The organism is Streptomyces sp. SID3343 (assembly GCF_009865215.1).
GTDB lineage: Bacteria > Actinomycetota > Actinomycetes > Streptomycetales > Streptomycetaceae > Embleya.
Genome location: NZ_WWJX01000773.1, coordinates 16,267 through 35,562 on the forward strand (window position 1 = coordinate 16,267; position 19,296 = coordinate 35,562).

A 19,296-nucleotide genomic window follows, 5' to 3' on the forward strand; every position below is an offset into this window, starting at 1 on the left:
CGACCGCCAGGAGCCCGTGATGGCAACAACCACCGTGCCCGCACCGCAGCCGTCCACCTCCGCCCGCCCGCGCGGCGTCGCCGCGATCGCCGTCGTGGTCGTCCTGGGCTCGGTCATGTCGGTGCTCGACATGACCGTGGTCAACGTCGCGCTCAACCACCTCTCGCAGGACTTCGACGCCCCGCTCGCCACGATCCAGTGGGTGGCCACCGGCTACACCCTGGCCCTGGCCACGGTGATCCCGGTCGCCGCGTGGGCGATGGGCCGCTTCGGTACCAAGCGCCTGTACATGTTCTCCATCACGACGTTCGCGGCCGGTTCCGTCCTGGCGGGTCTGGCCTGGTCGGCGGAGTCGCTGATCGCCTTCCGGGTGGTGCAAGGGCTGGGCGGCGGCCTGATCATGCCGGTCGGCATGACCATCCTGGCCCGGGCGTCCGACCCGAGCCGAATGGGCCGCACGATGGCCATCCTGGGCATCCCGATCCTGATCGGCCCCCTCGCCGGGCCCATCCTGGGCGGCTGGCTCGTGGACGACGTCTCGTGGCGGTGGATCTTCTTCATCAACGTCCCGATCGGCGCCCTGGCACTGGGACTTGCCGCGCGAGTGTTCCCGCGCGATACCCCGCAACCGACCAGGCCGCTGGACGTGATCGGCCTGCTGATGCTCTCCCCCGGACTCGCGCTGCTGATCTACGGACTGGCCACCGGCGGCGAGAAGGCCGACTTCACCGGCCCCGGAACGCTCGTGCCCGCACTGCTGGGCGCACTGTCGGTGGTCGCGTTCGTCATCCGGGCGCTGCGCGTCGAGCACCCGCTGATCGACCTGGGCCTGTTCCGCAGCCGGGCGTTCGCCGCCGCGGCCGCGACGATGGTGCTGTTCGTGTGCGCCTATTTCGGCTCGATGATGCTCGCCCCGATGTACTACCAACTGGTGCGCGGCGAAAGCGCGACCGCGTCCGGTCTGCTCGGCGCGCCGCAGGCGATCACCACCGCGGTCACCATGCAGTTCGCCAGCCGACTCAGCGACCGGATCGCGCCGGGACGAATCGTCCTGGCCGGGATCGTGGTCGGCGCCTCGGGCTTCCTCGCCTTCACCACGCAGGTCGCCGCCGACACCCCCTACTGGGTACTGATGGGCTGCCTGGCGGTGACGGGCGTCGGCGTCGGGATGACGCTCATGCCGACCACGGCGTCGGCGCTGCGGGAGATGTCCCACGAGCAGGTTCCGGTAGCGGGCACCACATTGACGATCGTCCAGCAGATCTCGGCCGCGCTCGGCGGCGCGCTGGTGTCGGTACTCCTGGCCGGCGCGATGCGCGACAACCTGCCCGAGGGTCGGGGCGCGGGCGGTCTGGGCGAACTGCACTCGCTGTCGCCGACCACCGTCCACGAGATCGCACCGCGCCTCGCGGACGCGTTCCAAAGCTCCTACTCGTGGTCGGTCGCGTTGATGGCGTCGGCGTTCCTCCCCGCGCTGTTCATGAGCCGCCGCCGGCCGGCAACGGCCATCGGGCCCGAGGCCGCGCAGCCCGTCGAACCTGCCACACCCCGCCCCGAGGAGGACCGGACCAACCCCGCCCCCACTCACGTCTAGCCGGCAACACACCACCCACACAAGGGGATCGCCCACTCACCGGGCGATCCCTTTCGGCGCGCACGGCGAACCGCGCGGCGCTATCCGGCCTCGTGGCGACGCTCGGTCATCGCGTCGGGGCCCTTGAACCCGCTCGCGGAATCGCGTTCGGCCTCCCGGTCCGCGTTCCACTCGGTGGCCTGCGGCAGTTCCTCCGCTGCCGTCGCAGGTACCGGTACTTCGGCCTCGCGCACCATGCCCACGATCCGACGACCCGTCAGGCCCAGGCTGAGCAGGCCCACGCCGTCGAACAGCAGGGCCAGCGAGATGAACGCGCCGATCGCGTATCGGCTGTTGCTCGGCCATTCGGCGAGCACCAGCAGGCCCAGGGCCAGGTCGGCCACGCCGACCGTGATCGTCCAGACCATCGCGGCCGACAGACTGGCCACACCGCCGACGACGCGGAACATGCCCGCGCCGAGCAGCAAAAGCGCCACGAACAGGGTCAGCGTCGCCGCCGCGACCTCCGGCCGGCGCAGCAGGATCACGCCCGCCGCGATGTTGAGCGCGGAGACGGCGACGACGAGCCAGAACGCGTTCTCCTTGCGGGCCTGGATCGCCTGAACCAGCCCGATCACACCGCCGATCGCCAGCAGCCAACCGAACAACAGCATGCTCGTGAGCGTGGCCGTCGCCGTGTACAGCAGGCCGACGACGCCACCGAGCACGAGCACCGTGCCGAGCGCGACGAGCAGGCCGAAGCCGAACCCCTTGCCGCTGCGCCGGTGTCGACCCGTACCGGCTCCCGCTGCGGTCGCGGTCGCGGAGCCCTTCGCGGAGCCTTTCTCGGAGCCCTTCGTGGAGCCCTTCGTGCTGTCCATGGGTGCCACTCCTCGGATGTGCCCCACGCCCGCCGTATCGCGCGCGCAGTACGCCTTCCCACTGGAAAGCGACATATCCACAGGTTCGGTCGCGTGTTCAGCGACCGGGACCCGGTGGCAGCGACGGCGGCAGCGCCGACCGCACCGGTGACAGTGCCGGCGCGAGCGCCGGACGCGACGCCGGGGCGGGGGTCGGCGCCGGCACCGGAACCCCGCGCACGGCCGAGCTCGGACGGTCCGTCAGGCCCAGGAAATGTCGGCGCAGCCGATACTTCTCCACCCGCCCGTTGGGCGTCCGCGGCATCCGCGCGACGACCCGCACCCAGGTCGGGCGCATGTACGCGGGCAACGACTGCGCACACCACGCGCGTAGCTCGTCGGGGTCGAGCGCGCGCCCCGGTTCGGGCTCCGCGTACAGGACCACCTCGTCCTCGTCGCGCGCGTCCGCCGGGACCCCGAAGACCGCGCCCACCGCGATGTCCGGATGCTGATTGACCAGGTCCTCGATGTGATAAGCCGACACGTTCTCGCCGCGGATCCGGATCCGGTCCACGACCCGGTCGACGAAGTGCAGCAGCCCGTCCTCCTCGTCGAACACGGCCGCGTCGCCGGTGTGGAACCACAGGTTGCGGGTGGCCTCGGCGATGCTGAGCGGGTCGTCGAGGTATTCCTGCACGAGCAGGCCCGGCAGATGCGGGCGGATCGCGAGGTGGCCGACGACACCACGTGGGCACGGCCGGTCGTAGTCGTCGAGCACGGCCACCCGGGCGAACGGCAACGGCGCGCCCAGGCACCCCTTGCGCACGATCGCGGCCCCGTCGACCACCGGCACGCCCAGCCGGGCGCACACCGCCGCGACGGCCTTGTCGGTGAGCCCGCGCCGCAACGACGGCGGCGTCCCCAGCGCAGGGGGAACACCGGTGAGCACCGCCGCGATCGGCAGCCCCGTCTCGACCTGGCCGTACGCCGCCACGACCGTATCGATGCCGAACCGACGCGCGAACGCGTGATGATTGGGCGGCAGCGGCTGGATGAGCACCTTGGTGAGCGGGTTCGACTGCTCGCCGCGACGCTCGGGCGCGCCGGAGAGCCAGCCCACCATGTGATCGGTCAGTACCGCGCCGGTCGCCCCCGCGCCGACCACCCGTCGCCAGAACTCGACCGGGTGGAAGCGGTCCCACAGGGACACCGTCGCGCCCGCCCAGGCCGCGCGGGCCACGCCGGCGAAGGCGCCCACAGCCGTGTGCAGCGGCAGGTCCACGTGCACCACGTCGTCGGGGGTGGTCAATCGGCGCAGCAGCAGCGTGTACGCCGCGAGCCAACGGTGCGGCAGCACCGACGCCTTGGGCCGGCCGGTCACGCCGGCGGTGAAGACGATCATGCCGGTGTCGGCGGGGTCGATGGCCACGGCCGGCGGGATCGCGCGGGCGAGGAAGTTGCCGTAGGGGATCTCGGGGTAGCCGTGGGGCGGTCGCGGCCCGACCGCGTCGTGCACGGTCAGCCGCGGGGGGCGGGTCAGGTGCCGGCGGACCGCTTCGAGCGCGGCGACCTGCCCGCGCTCGGTGACCACCAGGGCGGGCTGGATCGCGTCGAGTCGGTCGAGCAGTGCGTCGCCGAAGACCTCGGGGTCGAGCGGGCAGTAGACCGCGCCGGCCTTCCAGATCCCGAACATCCACAGCGCGGTGGCGTAGGCGCTGCGACAGTGCACCACCACCCGGTCGCCGCGCCGGATGCCGGCCCGGTCGAGGTTGCCGGCGATCGTGTCGGTGGCGCGCTTGGCCTCGGCGTAGCTGAGGTCGAGGCCGTGCTCGCCGTAGTGGATGAAGACCCGCATCGGAGAGTGCACGGACCACATGTCCAGGGCCGCGGTGACCGATTCGCCGTCCGCTGCGAGCTCGGCGGCGAGACCCGCCTCGACTTCTTCGGCGGTCATTGCTGTGAAGCACCCCCTGCGATGCCCGGAAACCCGTGAAGTCCGACTGATGTCCGGCGTGTACTCCGTCACACGGGATGACGAACATATCGCCTGGAGCGGTTGCTTGGGGGGCTCGGAGCGGGGTTCCTACCGGTGGGTTCGGCGCATAGCATCCAGGGGGCCCGGTTGTCGACGGTGTGTCAGGAAAACCTCGACGGGTCGTCATGACGGAGAACGGAGGCACCGCTTGTGGCAGATCGGGGCAGCGTGACCGATACCGGCGACACGACACGTGCGGGCGCGATCGACGCGCACGACATGCGGCGGCGCGTACGCGAGCTTGTCGCGGCGCACGATCCGACGACGATGGAGCCGGTCGAATTCCTCGGCCGGCGTTTCGACGCGGGCCTGGCCTGGGTGCACTTCCCGGTGGGTGCCGGCGGCCTGGGCGTCTCCAGGGCCCTGCAGCAGCCGGTCGAGGACGAGCTGATCGCGGCGGGCGCGAAGCCCGCCAGTGGATATCGCAACCCGATCGGCCTGGGCATGGGCGCGCCGACGATCGCCGCGCACGGTGGCGACGAGCTCAAGGCGCGGTTGCTGCGCCCGCTGTGGACCGGGGGAGGAGATCTGGTGCCAGCTGTTCAGCGAGCCGGGCGCGGGGTCGGACCTCGCGGGGCTGGCCACCCGGGCCGTGCGCGACGGTGACGGCGACTGGATCGTCAGCGGGCAGAAGGTGTGGACCTCGCTCGCGCACAAGGCGCGTTGGGCGATGCTGTTGACGCGCACCGATCCGGATCTGCCCAAGCACCAGGGGCTGACCTACTTCTTTCTCGACATGACGTCGCCGGGTGTGGAGGTGCGGCCGCTGCGGCAGGCCACCGGGCAGGCCGAGTTCAACGAGGTCTTCCTGACCGACGTGCGAATCCCCGACGCCTACCGCGCCGGCGACGTGGGCCAGGGTTGGGCGGTGTCGAACACGACGCTGATGAACGAGCGGGTCGCCATCGGCGGCGCCGCGGCGGCCCGCGAGGCGGACGCGATCGGCGCCGTCGCGCGGATGTGGCGCGATCGGCCGGAGTTGCGTACGCCGGGGCTGCACGATCGGCTCCTGCGTGCGTGGGTGGAGTGCGAGGTCGCGCGCCTGGGCAACGAGCGGATTCGGCAGCAGTTGGCCGCCGGCGCGCCCGGGCCCGAGGGTTCGGCCGCCAAGATCGCCTACGCGCGGCTGAACCAGGACGTGACGCGGTTGTGGTTGGAGCTGACCGGCGAGGACGGGCTCGGCTACGACGACTGGACGATGCGGCGCAGCGAGTTGGGTCAGGCCGCGCTCGGCGCGCGGGCGGCGGGCTACTACTACCTGCGGGCCAAGGGCAATTCGATCGAGGGCGGCACGAGCGAGGTGCTGCGCAATGTGATCGCGGACCGGGTGTTGAACCTGCCGCGCGAGCCGCGTACCGACACCAAGGTGGCGTGGAAGGAGATCCCTCGGTGACTGATCCCCGTGTCGAGTCGGCTGCCGATCCGCACATCGGTGCCCGCTCCGAGCCCCGTATCCCGTCGCTGCTGTACGGCGAGATCGAGGAGGAACTACGCGCGACCCTGGGCGAGTTGCTGCACGATCGGTGCGCGTGGCACGACGTGCTCGCGCGCGTCGACACCGACGAGGCGTACGACGAGGGCCTGTGGAAGGCGGTGGCGGCCGAGTTGGGCCTGGCCGGGCTGCTGATTCCCGAGGAATACGGCGGGGCCGGGGCGGGGCCGCGAGAGGTCGCGGTGGCCTTGGAGGAGTTGGGCCGCGCGGTGGCGCCGGTGCCGTTTTTGGCCAGCGCGGTGCTCGCGACCCAGGCCCTGCTCGCGTCGCCCGCGTCTGCTGCTCGCGACGCGGCGCTGCGCGCGCTCGCGGACGGAACCCGCACCGGCACCCTCGCGGTGACCGCGAACACCTGGCCGGGGGCGGGCTTTCCGCTGTCGGTGACCGGTTCACCCGATGCCGACGGGCTGTTGCTGACCGGCGCGGTGACCGGGGTGTTGGCCGCGGACCGGGCCGATCTGCTGGTGGTGCCGGCGCTGGTGGACGGCGAGCGGCAGCTGACCCTGGTGGCCGGTGACGCGGCGCATCTGGTCCGGCGTTCGGTGACCTCGCTCGACGCGACGCGCCCGGTGGGCGAGTTGACCCTCGATCAGGTCCGGGCGGTGGTGGTGGCCGGCCCCGACACCGCCCAGGAGGCGCTGGGGCAAGCCCTGCGCTACGGCGCGGCGTTGCTCGCGTCGGAGCAACTGGGCGTCGCGCAAAGGGCGTTGGACGAGGCCGTGTCGTACCTGAAGGTGCGTCACCAGTTCGGCCGGCCGATCGGGTCGTTCCAGGCGCTGCGGCACCGGGCGGCCGACCTGTGGTCGGACATCGCCGCCGCACGGGCGGCGGCGCGCTACGCGGCGGCCTGCCTGGCGGAGGGCTCCCCCGACGCGGCGGTGGCCACGGCGTTGGCGCAGGCGTACTGCGGTGACGTGGCGGTGCGCGCGGCGGAGGAGTGTGTCCAGATGCACGGCGGGATCGGCTTCACGTGGGAGCACCCGGCGCACCTGTACCTCAAGCGCGCGATGTCCTCGGCGCTGCTGCTGGGCACCGCGGACCGGCATCGGAGCACGCTGGCGACGCTGGTGGATCTGCCGCCGTCGATCTGAGGCACCGCCGCCGCGGTCGGGTCGCGCCGGCCCGGACATGCCTGTGGGCGGCCCCGAACCGGGGCCGCCCACACGCGTGTTCGGCCGATGTCGTGGTCGGTAACGGTTTCCGCTCACGACACCACGTGGCCCTCAACTGCGAAGCATCAGCACGATCATCACGACCGCCACCGCCATCAGCACGGTCCACACGATCGTGACCAGGCGCAGGCGCCTTCCGTCCCGAGGGGCCGGGTCGTCCCGAGGGGCGGAGCCGTCCCCGGGGGCTGATTGGTCCCGACGTGCGGACTCGTCCCCGAGGGCGGGAGGCTCGGCGGGGCCCGGAACCCCTGGTCCCGGCTCCGCCGTTTGCGGATTGTCGCTCATCTTTTGCTACCCCTCGCAGGTGCTGCGCGCGGCGACCGTCCCGTTCAGGATGCCACCGCGCGCCGCCCGTTGAGGAGTGTTTGTCAGTGGCCCGCCGGGATCGTGGGGAGCACCGTGGTGGCGTCCTCCGCGCGGCCCGCGGCCTGCGGAATCTGCTGGGCGGCGATCAGACGCGCCAGCCAGAACCGCATGAACGTGGACAGCGAATAGCGCAGGAAGAGGGCGAAGCCCAGGATGGAGACCGGGATCGCCGACAGACCCAACGTGATCGCGTCGTTCTGCGTCAGGTAGAGCGTGGTGTTGTGGGACATGAAGTAGGCGCCGACGCCCATCACGATCCCCAGACCCATGAGCCCGACGCCCAGCCACATGAGCTGGGTGTCGAGTGTGGTCTTGGGCGCGCGCAGCTTCAGCTCCCCGACGTCGGCGGTGAACTGCCGGGTCCGGTCCTGGGTCGCCGGGGCGCCCAGTGCGGCGTGCTTGGGGTACGGCGGCTGTGGGGGTGCGGCCGGCGGCACCCCCTGCTGCAGGGTCGGCGCTTCGCCGGCCGAGCCGCCCGTAGGGTGCCCGTCGGCGTTCACGCTGTTCATACTCATTTAAAGGGTCACCTCGTGGGTCGCCGTGAGGTTGATGCGTACCCGACGGCCATCGGATCAGCCGCCCAGATACGCGCTGTGCAGGTCGCCGGCGATCTCGTCCGGGGTGCCGACCTGAAGGATCCGGCCACCGCTCATGACCGCGGCCAGGTCGGCGACGGCGAGTGCCGTACGCGCGAACTGCTCGACCAAGAGCACGGTGACACCGGTCTCGGCGATCTTCCCGACCACGCCGTACAGCTGGTCGACGACGAGGGGCGCCAGGCCCATCGACAGTTCGTCCAGCAAGATGATGGCCGGGTTGGTGGCGATCGCCCGGGCGACGGCCAGCATCTGCTGCTCGCCGCCCGACATCGTGCCCGCCGCCTGGGTCCGGCGTTCCTTGAGGCGGGGGAAGATCGGGAAGACCTTCTCCTCGATCTCCTTGCGGGAGACGCCTCGGTAGGTAGCCATCCACAGGTTCTCGGACACGGTGAGATTGGGGAAGACCCCTCGGCCTTCCGGAATGCTGCACAGGCCGATCCGCGCGAGGTCCACGGGAGCGGCCCCGGTGACGCACCGTCCGGCGAGGTAGACGTCCCCGCCGGTGGGCTGGTGGAGCCCGGTGATCACCTTGAGCATCGTGGTCTTGCCCGCGCCGTTGGGGCCGAGCACGGCCATCACACCGCCGGCGGGGACCGCGAGGTTGACCTTGTGCAGCACCTCGACCTGCTCGTATCCGGCACTGATGTTCCGGAGTTCGAGCAGCGGCGGAGCGGTGGGGGGCCCGGCAGGCCGGGTGTCGGTCGACGGGGCGCCGGCCGGCTGGGAGTCGGCCACATTCAGGGTCATACGGTCTCCTGAAGGACTTCGTCGGCCTCCGCGGCGTCGGCGGTGCCGAGGTACGCGGCCTGCACGGCCGCGTTGGTGCGAATCTCGTCGCACGTACCGTTGGCGATTTTTTTGCCGAAGTCAAGCACGTGCAGTTCGTCGCACGTGGACATGACGAGATCCATGTCGTGCTCGACCAGCAGCACGGCCACGCCGTCGCTCGCGATGTCACGCAGGAGCTGCCCGAAGCCGCGAGTCTCCTCGTCGTCCTGCCCCGAGGCCGGCTCGTCCAGCAGCAGGATCTTGGGTCGGGCCGCCAGGGACCGAGCCAGCTCCACCAACCGCCCTTGCCCGGTGGGGAGTTGGTCGGCGCGCACATGCGCGATCTCGGTCAGGTTCAACCGCAGGAGCAGCCGCGCCGAGGTGTCCTGCGGGGTCTCCTTGGTACCGCGGTTGAGTCTGCGGTACTGCGCGGCGGCGATCTGGATGTTCTCCCGTACCGTCAACGACCCGAAGAGTTCCAGGCGTTGGAAGGTACGGGCCATGCCCAGACGGGCTCGCCGGTAGGGCGCGAGCTTGCTGACGTCGCGCCCGTCCATGACCACGCGGCCCGCGTGCGGCGCCTGAAGTCCCGTGATGACGTTGAAGATCGTGGTCTTGCCCGCGCCGTTGGGCCCGATCAGACCGGTGACCTTGCCCTCGTGCGCCCAGATGTTGACGTTGTTCAAGGCGGTGTGGCCGCCGAAGCGAACCGTGACGCCCTCGACCTCAAGCCCCATGGCGCGCTCCAGGCTGGGTGGTTGACGATGCCTCGACCATCACGGCGGTCGGCAGCGACGGCAGGCTGATCAGCTTGTCGAGCGCGTCCAGGTCGGCCGGCTTGAACCGGCCGCCGTTGAGGCCCAGGCCCTCGGGCTGCTCGGACAGGCCCTCGGCCTTGGGCTCCTCGGCGTGCCAGGCCAGGATCATCGCCTCGATCTTGAGCGCCGCGGGGATCCCGATCACGGCGAGCAGGACACCGATGACGAACGGCCAGTTCGCGATCACGTCGGTGAAGCGCAGGACGACCAGCACGATCTGGACCACCACGCTCGCCGCGATCACGAACGGCCGCTTGAGGGCCGGCTCCCACTCGGGGCGAATCTTCGCGGCGATGAAGCCGTTCGGGTTCTTGCCGAGCGCGATGCCGTTGAGGCCGATCAGGATCATGGTGAGCTGGGTGTACTCGGGGAAGAGGTTCTTCATCAGCGGCGTGCCGATGAAGATGCCCGCGAACAGCGCGGCGCCCGGCGAGGTCAGGCCCGCGATGACCATGAGCATCAGGATGGACAGACCCGCGGTGAAGTCGAAGCGGCTCGGCGGGACGCTGGTCAAGGCCCCGCTGTAGATGGCGCCGCCGACACCGGCCATCGCGCTCGACAGGGCGAACACGGTGAGCGTGGTCAGCTTGTGGTTCATGCCGATCGTCGCGCACGCGGCCGGGCTGTCCTTCATCGCCAGGAGCCTGCGGCCGAACTCGCCGCGCCGGATCCACACCACCACGAGCGAGGTGAGCGCGAAGAACACTCCGCCGAAGACGAAGTAGGCCTTGTGCGAGGAGATGTCGAAGCCGGGCCAGTCGAAGCGCTCGACCTGGAGCGTGCCGCTGTTGAACAGGTCGATCTCGGTGTCGCCCCACGTGAACTTGGGCAGCGTGAACACCCAGCGGTCCAGCGCGACGGCGAACGCCGCGGTGGCCAGGGCGAGATAGATCCCGGACAGGCGCAGCGCCGGCAGCGCGACGACGGCGCCGATGGCGCCGCAGATCAACGCGGCCCACAGGATGCCGAGCGGGTTGCCGCCCTGGCCCAGGTGCGCGACACAGATCGAGCCGATGCCGGCGAACCCGAGTTGGGCCAACGACATCTTTCCGGCGTAGCCCACGAGCGGGATCATCGACAGGCCGATGATGCCGATGCCCCACATCTGCGAACTCTGGTACAGGTCACCGGGAGCGAGCAGACGCGAGGTGATGATCGCGCCGGCGATCACCACGCCGGAGAAGACCAGCGACCCGGTCCAGGTGGGCCGGTGCGCGATCTCGCGGGTGCGCGAGGACGCGTGGCCGCGCAGCTTGGCCTGCGGCAGCAACAGCAGTGCCACGAACAGGACCAGGACCGGCATCGTGACGTACAGCTCGGAGATGTACGGGGCCGCGGTCGGGAAGTGCTTGTCGGTCAGGTAGCCGTGCGCGTACTCGACGGTCAGGCCGATGATGACCGCTCCGCCGAACGTCCACGGCAGGTTCTTGAGCCGGCCGATCACCGCCGCCGCGTAGGCGTTGACGATCAGCAGGGTGAGCGGGAGCGGGGCCAGCGAGATCTTGGGCGCGATCAGGATGCCCGCGATCGCGGCGAGCGTGGTGCCGATCGCCCACGCGAGCATGCCGGGTACTTCCGGGCGCGAGCCGTTGAGCACCGCGAGGTTGCGGTCGTCCACGGTGGCGCGCATCGCGACGCCGGCCCGGGTCGAGCGCAGCAGGATCCACAGCAGGATCGCCACGATCAACGCCACGGCGAGGGTGATCAGGTCGTGGTACGCCACCCTGGTCCCGGCGAAACCGACCGCCTCGCCCGCGAAGAACATGTCGCTGCTGCGGTTGATCTTCGGGTCCCAGATCCACATGACCGAGGCCATCAGGCTGAGCAGCAGGGCGACGGTGACCATGAGTCTGGTCGTCTCGGACGTGCCTTCGAGCCTGCGCATGATGCCCAGGTGCAGGACCGCGCCGAACGCGGGTGCCAGGATGAACAACACCACGATCAGTGAGGCCCAGACCGGCCAACCCCAGTCGGTGTGCAACTGCCAGTACGAGAACGCGGCGAGCGCGCCGGTCGCACCATGGGCGAAGTTGAAGATGCCCGTGGTGGTGTAGGTCAGGGTCAGGCCACCGGCGGTGATGGCGTAGATGCCGCCGGTGACCAGGCCGCTGATGGTGAAGAGGATGAAGTCGTGCACGCGCCCTCCGTTCGGGCCGGGCCGTGTCGCGGGGCGATCGGTCTCGGAAAAGACTGGTGCGGCACGGCCGTTGACAGGTCGTCAGGGCCGCTGGGCGGCGCCCTCTCCGTCTGCGTGGGACGGAGAGGGCGTCCCGGATGTCAGATGGTCGAACCGGTGCTGTCCCCGGTGCTGTCCCCGGTGGTGGAACCGTCGGTGGTGCCGGCGGTGGAGCCGTCCGTGCTGCCGTCGGTGGTACCGGCCGTCGAACCGTCCGTGGTGCCCGCGACGGAGCCGTCGGTGGTGCCCGCGACGGAACCGTCCGTGCTGCCGTCGGTGGTGCCGGCCGTCGAACCGTCGGTGGTACCCGCGGTCGAACCGTCGGTGGTGCCGGCGGTCGAGCCGCTGGTGTCGGCCGGCGGTGTGTCGGTCGACGGGTCCGCGGGCGTTTCGGTCGACGGCGTTTCGGTCGAGGGCACGTCGGTGGAGGGTGTGTCGGCCGGCGGAGTCTGCGCCGGAGGCGCGCCCGCCGCGACCTCCGCGACGTTCTTCGGGTCGCAGTTGAAGATGCCCTTGTTGGGCCTGGCGAGGCCCTCGTCGTAGATGAAGCCCTTGTTGGTCACCTTGACGACCGTGAAGCAGTCGTTGGCCCGCATGTTCGCGGCGTCGGTGATCGGACCGGGCGCGAACAGGCCGCCGGCGTCCCACATCGGACGCTTGCCCTTGGCCAGCACGCACTCGGTGCTCAGGTCCGTACCGCACTCCTTGACGGCGGTCGCGAACAGCAGCCACGAGTTCAGGCCCGACATGTGGAAGAACTCGAGGTCGTTCTTGGGCTTGGCCTTGTGCAGGATGTCCAACGCCTGCTTGGCGACCGGGTTCTTGTCGGCGAGCGACTGCGGGACGAACGTCGGGTAGATGTACGTCTCCGGCATCTGCGTCTTCTTGGCCGTGTCGAGCGTGTAGCGGTTGTAGCCCGAGGTGTCGCTGATCATCACCTTGGGGTGCCAGCCGATCGCGTCCATCTCCTGGAACATCGACGTGGAGTTCACGGCGAGCCAGGTGGTGACGAGCATCTGCACGCCGTCGGCCTTCATCTTCTCGATGGAGGTACGGCCGGGAGGCGCCGTCGCGGCGACGTCCTCCTTGTAGACGATCTTGCCGCCGGCGGCCTCGACGCCCTTTTGGTAGCGCTGCATGACCGGGATGAGGTCGGGCACCGACTGGCCGAGCAGACCGACGTGGTCCTTGACGTCGGGGTACTTGTCGAAGATGGCCTTGTAGGCGCCGGTGACCGTGGTGGTGGTCGGCAGACCGACCGCCAGGTCCTGAAGGGCGGCCTGTGCGGACGCCTCGGAGACGACGTAGGCCGGGAAGGCGCCCAGCTTGCAGTCCACCCGGGGCTTGACGCCCGCGGCGTCGAACGGGTTGCCGCCGCCGACCACCATGAAGTCGGTCTGGCACGCGTCGGTCATCGCCTTGCCGACGTCGAACAGACCGCCGTCGCGCTTGGTCAGCGCGATCTTGCGGCCGTTGATGCCGCCGAGTTCGTTGCACCACTTGGTGAAACCGTCGGCCATGTCGAAGAACTCTTGACCCAGGCCGGGCTGGAAGGTGTTCTGGGGATCGCCCATCACCGAGACCTTGATCTCGGTGTCGCTGACGCCCTTGCCCTTCTTGGTGAGGGCTTGACCGTCACCCTTGCCGCAGACGCCCTTGAGGGTACCGAAGTCACCTCCGCCACCTCCCGGCGTGGGGACCGAGTTGTTCGGCTGTTGCGGGTTCACGGCCTCTCCGGAACCCTTGGCGATCGCGTCGTCACCCGAGCGGCTACAGCCGACCGCCATGATGAGTGGCAAAGCCAGCACGCCGGCCGCCACTCGCCGGCGCATCCCATGCCGCCCGGCGGAAGTTGATGCCATCAGCCCTCCCAGCATTTCGTTTCCGCGGGCCGGGCCGAGGTGCCCGGTGCGCTCTCACGTTCTGCTTTCACTGCGCGCCTGCCGTCGTTCTTCGTCGTGTGCTTGCCCCGGCCCCGGGGTCCCGCCTGCGAGGCGTCCCTGCGACTGGATCTGACATGCCATCAGTCAATGGGCCATGAAGCAATGGCCGGGACCTTAACGGGGTGTTCCACAGGGTGCAAGGGTCACCGATCCGGCGAAAACCGCTGGCTGTGAGGCCGGCGACGGCGTTGAGTGGGGCGGAGCGCGTGACTACACACGTGTCACCATTTGGGCCGTCAGGATCGGAATTCTTCGGTTCCGTGATGGCACCGTTATGAGCGGTGCCGGACCCGGGATCGAGCGAGAAAGCGACACGGCGACACCCCTTCTCCATAAAGCGACAAGGAGTCAGCGAACCGATGCACGCGATCGACACGACAACCGGTACGGACGAGATCGAGCGCGTCCCGGCCGCGGACGGCGAACTGGTCCTGCGACGTGCGGGTGAGCACTACGAGATCATCAGCAACGGGTGCTTTTTGATGGACACGCGGGCGGGTGAATCCGAACGGCTGCTCGTGCGTACCGCGTTCGCGGCGCTCGACGAACTGCCCTCGTTGCGAATCCTGGTCGGCGGCCTGGGCGTGGGATTCACGCTGCGCGAAGCGCTGACCGAACCGCGCGTCGAGCACGTGTGCGTGGTCGAGCGCGAGGCGCACGTCGTGCGGTGGGGCCGCGGCCCGCTCGCGCGGTTCTCCGCGAACGCGCTGGACGACCCCCGCGTGAGCGTCGTCACATCCGACCTCGTCGCGTGGATCCGCTCCCCCGACACGACGCAGCGATTCCACGCACTGTGCCTGGACATCGACAACGGCCCGGACTGGACGGTGACCGACGGCAACGCGTCGCTGTACGACGACGCCGGACTCGACGCCCTGCGCGCGCGGTTGCTGCCCGGCGGTGTGCTGACGGTATGGAGCGCGACCGCGAGTCCGGCCTTCGCGGACCGACTGCGGGGGCGGTTCGCACGGGTGACCGTGCATCAGGTGCCGGTACCGCGAGGGGAACCGGACGTGGTGTTCGTCGCGCGTACATAGGGACGCGGGCGCGCGCGGGGCTGCCGGGCTGCCGTCGGGTTGCCGTCGGGCTGCCGTCGGGCTGCCGTCGGGCCGTTGCCGGCCGCTGCTCAAGCACCGCCCGACCGCCGCCGCGACTGCGGCTCAGGCACCGGCCTACCGCTGTGCGACCGTCGCTTGACCACCGTCCGACCGCCGTCCCACCGCCGTCCGACCGTCGCTCAACCGCCGCCCGAGCACCGCTCAACCGCCGCCGACCTGCGCGAGAGATGTAACTGACACGACGTCAGATTAACTTGCATGTGTCATTCAACTGGTGCCAGCATGCGATGACGGCAGCGGGTCGAAAGGGTGGACATGCACGACGACGAGGCGGATTCGCATGTTCTGCGCGATCGAGGTGACCGGCGCGATGAAGGTGACCCGCGTGATCGAGGTGCCCGTCGCGACCTGGGCGACCGTCGCGACCCAGGTGACCGTCGCGACCGAAGCGACTCGCACGATCGCGGCCACGTGCGCGATCACAGCCCCTTGCCCGACCGAAGCCTCGACCGAAGCCCCCTGCACGACCGAAGCGAGATACGCGACGTAGTGCAGACCTACGCGCACGGCGCGGACCGTCGAAAGCCGGAGCTCGTCGCGTCGATGTTCACGCCCGAGGGCCGCCTGATCATCCACCGCGACCCCGGATCGACCGAGCCGCCGGCCGTACGCACCGGTCGCACCGAGATCGCCAAGGCCCTGACCAGCCTCGAACGCTACCTGGCCACCACACATCTGATCGCCAATCAGCTCGTGTCGTTCGAGCCCGGCGGCGACCGCGCGAACGCCGAGACGTACTGCACCGCGCACCACATCTACGAGTCGAGCGGAGTACGGCGCGACCGGGTCATGTCGATCCGCTACCTCGACACCTTCGCGCGCACCGACGAGGGTTGGCGCATCGAAACCCGCACACTGCACTGTGACTGGGTCCAGGACCGGCCACTCACGGGATGAGCACCACCGCCGACGGGACCGAGCGCGCGCAAGCCAAGCGCTACGGCCCCACGATGATCCTTGTAGCGCTGTCCTTCGCGGCCACCACCGTGGCCGTCATGCAGACCGTCGTCTCACCGATCCTGCCTCGCCTGCAGCACACCCTGGGGGTGTCCAGCTCGGCCATCGCGTGGGTGCTCACCGGCAACCTGCTCGCGGCCGCGGTCGCGACGCCGCTGCTCGGCCGACTCGGCGACCTGCGCGGCAGGAAACGATTCCTCTTGTTCGCGCTGGGCGCGGTGGCGGTCGGTTCCGTCCTCGCCGCGTGCACCACGTCCTACGTCATGCTCATCGCGGGGCGCGTCCTGCAGGGCATGGGCGGCGGCGTGGTCCCGCTCGCGCTCAGCGTCGTCCGCGACGAATTCCCGAAGGAACGTTCCGCGGGCAGCATCGCCACGATCGGCGCGACGATCAGCGTCGGCGCGACCTTCGGTTCGGTGATGACCGGCCTGATCGCCGACCGCTGGGACTACCACCTGCTGTTCTGGCTCTCCGCACTCGTCGCGGTGCTGTCGCTGCTGATGGTGTGGCGGGTCGTACCGGACACCGCGCGACGGCGCGAGGGACGCGTGGACCTGGTGGGCGCGGCGACGCTGTCGGGCTGGCTCGCGTTCCTGCTCGCGGCGATCAGCATGGGCAGCCGCTCGGGCTGGACCGACCCACTCGTGATCGGCGGCCTGATCCTGGCCGCCCTCACGTTCGCGGCCTGGATCGCGTGGGCCCTGCACCACCCCGAACCGCTCGTGGACCTACGGGTGATGGCCAAGCGCCCGGTACTGCTCGCGAACCTGTCCGGCATCTTCAGCGGCATGGCGATGTACGGCTCGTCACTGCTGTTCCCGCCGTTCCTCCAAGCACCGTCCGCACTCGGCTACGGATTCGGCAAGTCGGTCCTGATGGCGGGCCTGATCATGCTGCCGGGCACGATCGGCAACCTCGCGGCGGCCCCGGTCGCGGGCCGAATGATCAACCGCTACGGACCCAAGCCCGCGCTCGTCCTCGGCCCCCTGCTCAGCGGCACCGCATTCGCGCTGCTGTTGCCACTGCACGGGTACTGGTGGGCCTTCTCCATGATCGGCGTCCTGTTCGGCTTCGGCCTGGGCCTCGCCTTCTCCGCGATGCCGGCCCTGATCAACGACAACGTACCGGCGGACATGACAGGCGTCGCCAACGGCATGAACTCGGTCCTGCGCACGGTGGGCGGCGCAACCGGCACCGCAGTCCTCGGCGCGATCCTGGGCGCGGTCACCGTCGACGGCACAACCGCCCAAGCAGCCGGCGTCGCACACGCCCCAAGCCTGACGGCCTACCTGATCTGCTTCGGCATGCTCGCCACAGGCTGCGTAATCGCAGCCCTGATGACCGTGTCCATCCCCACCACCCCCCGCACCCCGACAGCCGCCCCGATAGCCACCTCCCCCAACCGCGTAGACGCCGCACGGTAGGAGCAGGGCCTGACCCTCAACGGCCCGGGCACCCGACCCACCCCGACCCAACGGCCCTCCCCTGGACCCCGCCACGCGATCACGCCACCGACGCCCCCGCCCGCCCCGGCCCATCCCGCGGCACCCCGACAGCAGCCCCACCCAACCGCGCAGGCGCCGCACGACAGCCGGGAACAAACCGCCGACAACACAACCACCCGAGCAACCGGCACGATCCCTGCCCAACCCAACGGCCTACCCAACCCCGGCACACACACGCCCCGACCACGCAATCGCGCCCCCGACGCACCCCGGCAGCAGCCCCCAACCGCGTAAACGCCGCACGGCCGGAGAAGGGAGTGACTGTCGACGAGACACCCACCCGAACGACCGCCGCAACACACACCAAACCCGACGACCCACCCAATCTCCACCCCGCCACATGCCCGCCCCGGCCACGCAATCGCCACCCCGACGACCATGCCGAGCCACCCAACACCCGCCGGCCGCAACCCCGTTAGCCGTCCCACCCAACCGCGTAGACGCCGCACGATAAACGACGAGAGTCACCGCCGACGACGCGGCAACCACACACCAAACCCGAAGGCCCACCCAATCCGCCCCGGCACACGCCCGCCCCGGCCACGTAATCGCCACACCGACGACCACACCCACCCCGAGCCACCCAACACCCCCCGACCGCAACCCCGTTAGCCGTCCCACCCAACCCCGTAGACGCCGCACGATAAACGACGAGAGTCACCGCCGACGACGCGGCGACCGCCCGACCACACACCAAACCCGACGGCCCACCCAATCCGCCCCGGCACAACACGCGACCGGGCCACGTGATCGCGGCACCAACGACCGCGCCCACCCGGCCACCCGCCGCGCCCCGACAACCAGCCGGACAGCCACCAGCCGACAGCACCCAACCGCGTGACCGCCGCACGGTAGGAAAGACTGTCCCGATGACCGCGAACGAACGAGACGCCGTACTGGCCGAGGCGATCGCGCTGCGCGAAGCAGGTCGAGCCGAGGAGGCCCGCGAACCGCTGGTACGGCTGGTCGAACAACACCCGGGCGACGCCCAACTGGCCTACCAGGCGGCATGGGTCCACGACGTGCTCGGCCTCGAACGCGAGGCAGTCCCGTTCTACGAATGGGCCTTGATCGGCGACGGCCTCCCCGCCTCCGACCGCCTGGGCGCCTTCGTGGGCCTGGGCAGCACCTACCGCGCCCTCGGGGCCCACGACAAGGCCGTGACCACCCTCCGCCGAGGACTCACCGAGTTCCCCGCCGACCCGGCCCTGACCACCTTCCTGGCCATGGCCCTGTACAACTCGGGCGCGGACGCAGCAAAGGAAGCAGTCGAGTCCCTCCTACGAGTAATCGCCACCACAACCAACGACCCACGCCTGACCCCATACCGCCCAGCGATCACCCACTACGCAACGAACCTGGACGTCACCCACGACTAACCGCCTCGCCCGGCCCGGCCCTCAAAACCGTCGACCACCCGAGGCCCCGTCACACCGCCCGGCGTTGGCGTTGAGGGCGCCCAAACACCCACCGAACACCCAGCAAACCAAGCACCGCGGACCCCGCCCATCCGTCCGGCAAGCAAGGGCACCCGACCACCTGCCGAACGCGCCCGGCCACCCAGACCACCCGAACCCGCCGGCCCGCCCGACGACCGAGGCACCCGAGCACCCGGCACCCGAGCACCCGCCGAACTCCTGTTTCACCCGAACAACACCGACCCGCCCGGGGCTCCGACAACACCCAACGCCGCACGCACACACCCAAATCCACCATCCGCCAGGCCGCACCCCATACTCTCCGCGCAGCCGGATACAGCCCAACTCCCCCAGCGTGCCCAGCGCTTGACGACGCCCTGAACCACCTACCCCACAAGCCATCGAGAGCAACCCAGGCAGGCGCAGCCGGGCGAGGCGGGGCCGGGCGGGCGCACACGGGCAGAGCCGGGCGGGGCGGGGCTGGTGCAGCAGGGCA

The 19,296-nt window shown here is 70.2% G+C and carries 15 protein-coding genes and 1 pseudogene; 7 read left to right on the forward strand and 9 right to left on the reverse strand.

From position 1 onward, the window contains the following. Positions 1–19: 19 nt before the first annotated feature. Positions 20–1,594 carry a DHA2 family efflux MFS transporter permease subunit gene (locus GT354_RS23970; protein WP_161358441.1) on the forward strand — a complete coding sequence of 525 codons (1,575 nt, stop codon included), beginning with the start codon at positions 20–22 and terminating at the stop codon, positions 1,592–1,594. A gap of 80 nt (positions 1,595–1,674) precedes the next feature. Here GT354_RS23970 and GT354_RS23975 read toward each other — a convergent pair whose 3' ends face one another. Continuing rightward, on the reverse strand, positions 1,675–2,454 hold the full coding sequence (locus GT354_RS23975; protein WP_161358442.1) for a DUF308 domain-containing protein: 780 nt from the start codon (positions 2,452–2,454) through the stop codon (positions 1,675–1,677). Between the two features lie 97 nt (positions 2,455–2,551). Further along, complete coding sequence (locus GT354_RS23980) at positions 2,552–4,387, reverse strand: AMP-binding protein (protein ID WP_161358443.1); 1,836 nt, start codon at positions 4,385–4,387, stop codon at positions 2,552–2,554. 300 nt (positions 4,388–4,687) lie between these two features. Here GT354_RS23980 and GT354_RS23985 point away from each other — a divergent pair. Both GT354_RS23985 and GT354_RS23990 read left to right on the forward strand, forming a co-directional pair. Next, positions 4,688–5,861: pseudogene (locus tag GT354_RS23985) on the forward strand (acyl-CoA dehydrogenase family protein). A 35-nt stretch (positions 5,862–5,896) separates the two neighbouring features. Beyond that, complete coding sequence (locus GT354_RS23990) at positions 5,897–7,051, forward strand: acyl-CoA dehydrogenase family protein (protein ID WP_346012147.1); 1,155 nt, start codon at positions 5,897–5,899, stop codon at positions 7,049–7,051. Positions 7,052–7,183: 132 nt separating this feature from the next. On the opposite strand, the gene GT354_RS23995 is transcribed toward GT354_RS23990, so the two are convergent. The 6 genes from GT354_RS23995 to GT354_RS24020 form a co-directional block, all read right to left on the reverse strand. After that, complete coding sequence (locus GT354_RS23995; RefSeq protein ID WP_161358444.1) at positions 7,184–7,417, reverse strand: hypothetical protein; 234 nt, start codon at positions 7,415–7,417, stop codon at positions 7,184–7,186. A gap of 83 nt (positions 7,418–7,500) precedes the next feature. Continuing rightward, positions 7,501–8,013, reverse strand: coding sequence for a hypothetical protein (locus tag GT354_RS24000; RefSeq protein ID WP_161358445.1), 513 nt, complete (start codon positions 8,011–8,013; stop codon positions 7,501–7,503). 57 nt (positions 8,014–8,070) lie between these two features. After that, positions 8,071–8,844: an ABC transporter ATP-binding protein gene (locus tag GT354_RS24005; RefSeq protein WP_161358446.1), complete on the reverse strand. Its 774-nt coding sequence runs from the start codon at positions 8,842–8,844 to the stop codon at positions 8,071–8,073. After that, entirely contained in the window at positions 8,841–9,602 is a 762-nt protein-coding gene (locus GT354_RS24010; protein ID WP_161358447.1) for an ABC transporter ATP-binding protein, read from the reverse strand. The genes GT354_RS24005 and GT354_RS24010 overlap by 4 nt, the downstream gene beginning before the upstream one ends. Further along, positions 9,592–11,820, reverse strand: coding sequence for an ABC transporter permease (locus tag GT354_RS24015; RefSeq protein ID WP_161358448.1), 2,229 nt, complete (start codon positions 11,818–11,820; stop codon positions 9,592–9,594). Before GT354_RS24015 ends, GT354_RS24010 begins: the two co-directional genes overlap by 11 nt. Positions 11,821–11,960: 140 nt before the next feature. After that, positions 11,961–13,721, reverse strand: coding sequence for an ABC transporter substrate-binding protein (locus tag GT354_RS24020; RefSeq protein WP_161358449.1), 1,761 nt, complete (start codon positions 13,719–13,721; stop codon positions 11,961–11,963). Between the two features lie 440 nt (positions 13,722–14,161). On the opposite strand from GT354_RS24020, the gene GT354_RS24025 reads away from it, so the two are divergent. Further along, positions 14,162–14,839 carry a spermidine synthase gene (locus GT354_RS24025; RefSeq protein ID WP_161358450.1) on the forward strand — a complete coding sequence of 226 codons (678 nt, stop codon included), beginning with the start codon at positions 14,162–14,164 and terminating at the stop codon, positions 14,837–14,839. 288 nt (positions 14,840–15,127) lie between these two features. Here the strand turns inward: GT354_RS24025 and GT354_RS24030 are convergent, their stop codons facing one another. Further along, positions 15,128–15,331, reverse strand: a complete 204-nt coding sequence (locus GT354_RS24030) for a hypothetical protein (protein WP_161358451.1) — start codon at positions 15,329–15,331, stop codon at positions 15,128–15,130. Positions 15,332–15,349: 18 nt separating this feature from the next. Between GT354_RS24030 and GT354_RS24035 the strand changes: the two genes are divergently transcribed. The 3 genes from GT354_RS24035 to GT354_RS24045 all read left to right on the forward strand — a co-directional run bounded on the left by GT354_RS24035 (position 15,350) and on the right by GT354_RS24045 (position 18,761). After that, positions 15,350–15,817 (forward strand): nuclear transport factor 2 family protein, encoded by a 468-nt coding sequence (locus GT354_RS24035; protein WP_161358452.1) that lies wholly within the window; start codon positions 15,350–15,352, stop codon positions 15,815–15,817. Continuing rightward, entirely contained in the window at positions 15,814–17,301 is a 1,488-nt protein-coding gene (locus GT354_RS24040; RefSeq protein WP_161358453.1) for an MFS transporter, read from the forward strand. The genes GT354_RS24035 and GT354_RS24040 overlap by 4 nt, the downstream gene beginning before the upstream one ends. Before the next feature lie 950 nt (positions 17,302–18,251). Next, positions 18,252–18,761: a tetratricopeptide repeat protein gene (locus GT354_RS24045; protein ID WP_161358454.1), complete on the forward strand. Its 510-nt coding sequence runs from the start codon at positions 18,252–18,254 to the stop codon at positions 18,759–18,761. The last annotated feature ends 535 nt before the right edge of the window (positions 18,762–19,296 follow it).

Bases quoted from the DNA above. Each gene is read 5' to 3' on its own strand.
- GT354_RS24025 (WP_161358450.1), top strand. From the start codon at position 14,162: ATGCACGCGATCGACACGACAACCGGTACGGACGAGATCGAGCGCGTC.
- GT354_RS24020 (WP_161358449.1), bottom strand. From the start codon at position 13,721: ATGGCATCAACTTCCGCCGGGCGGCATGGGATGCGCCGGCGAGTGGCG.
- GT354_RS24045 (WP_161358454.1), top strand. From the start codon at position 18,252: ATGACCGCGAACGAACGAGACGCCGTACTGGCCGAGGCGATCGCGCTG.
- GT354_RS24000 (WP_161358445.1), bottom strand. From the start codon at position 8,013: ATGAGTATGAACAGCGTGAACGCCGACGGGCACCCTACGGGCGGCTCG.
- GT354_RS23995 (WP_161358444.1), bottom strand. From the start codon at position 7,417: ATGAGCGACAATCCGCAAACGGCGGAGCCGGGACCAGGGGTTCCGGGC.
- GT354_RS24010 (WP_161358447.1), bottom strand. From the start codon at position 9,602: ATGGGGCTTGAGGTCGAGGGCGTCACGGTTCGCTTCGGCGGCCACACC.
- GT354_RS24005 (WP_161358446.1), bottom strand. From the start codon at position 8,844: ATGACCCTGAATGTGGCCGACTCCCAGCCGGCCGGCGCCCCGTCGACC.
- GT354_RS24040 (WP_161358453.1), top strand. From the start codon at position 15,814: ATGAGCACCACCGCCGACGGGACCGAGCGCGCGCAAGCCAAGCGCTAC.
- GT354_RS23970 (WP_161358441.1), top strand. From the start codon at position 20: ATGGCAACAACCACCGTGCCCGCACCGCAGCCGTCCACCTCCGCCCGC.
- GT354_RS23980 (WP_161358443.1), bottom strand. From the start codon at position 4,387: ATGACCGCCGAAGAAGTCGAGGCGGGTCTCGCCGCCGAGCTCGCAGCG.
- GT354_RS23975 (WP_161358442.1), bottom strand. From the start codon at position 2,454: ATGGACAGCACGAAGGGCTCCACGAAGGGCTCCGAGAAAGGCTCCGCG.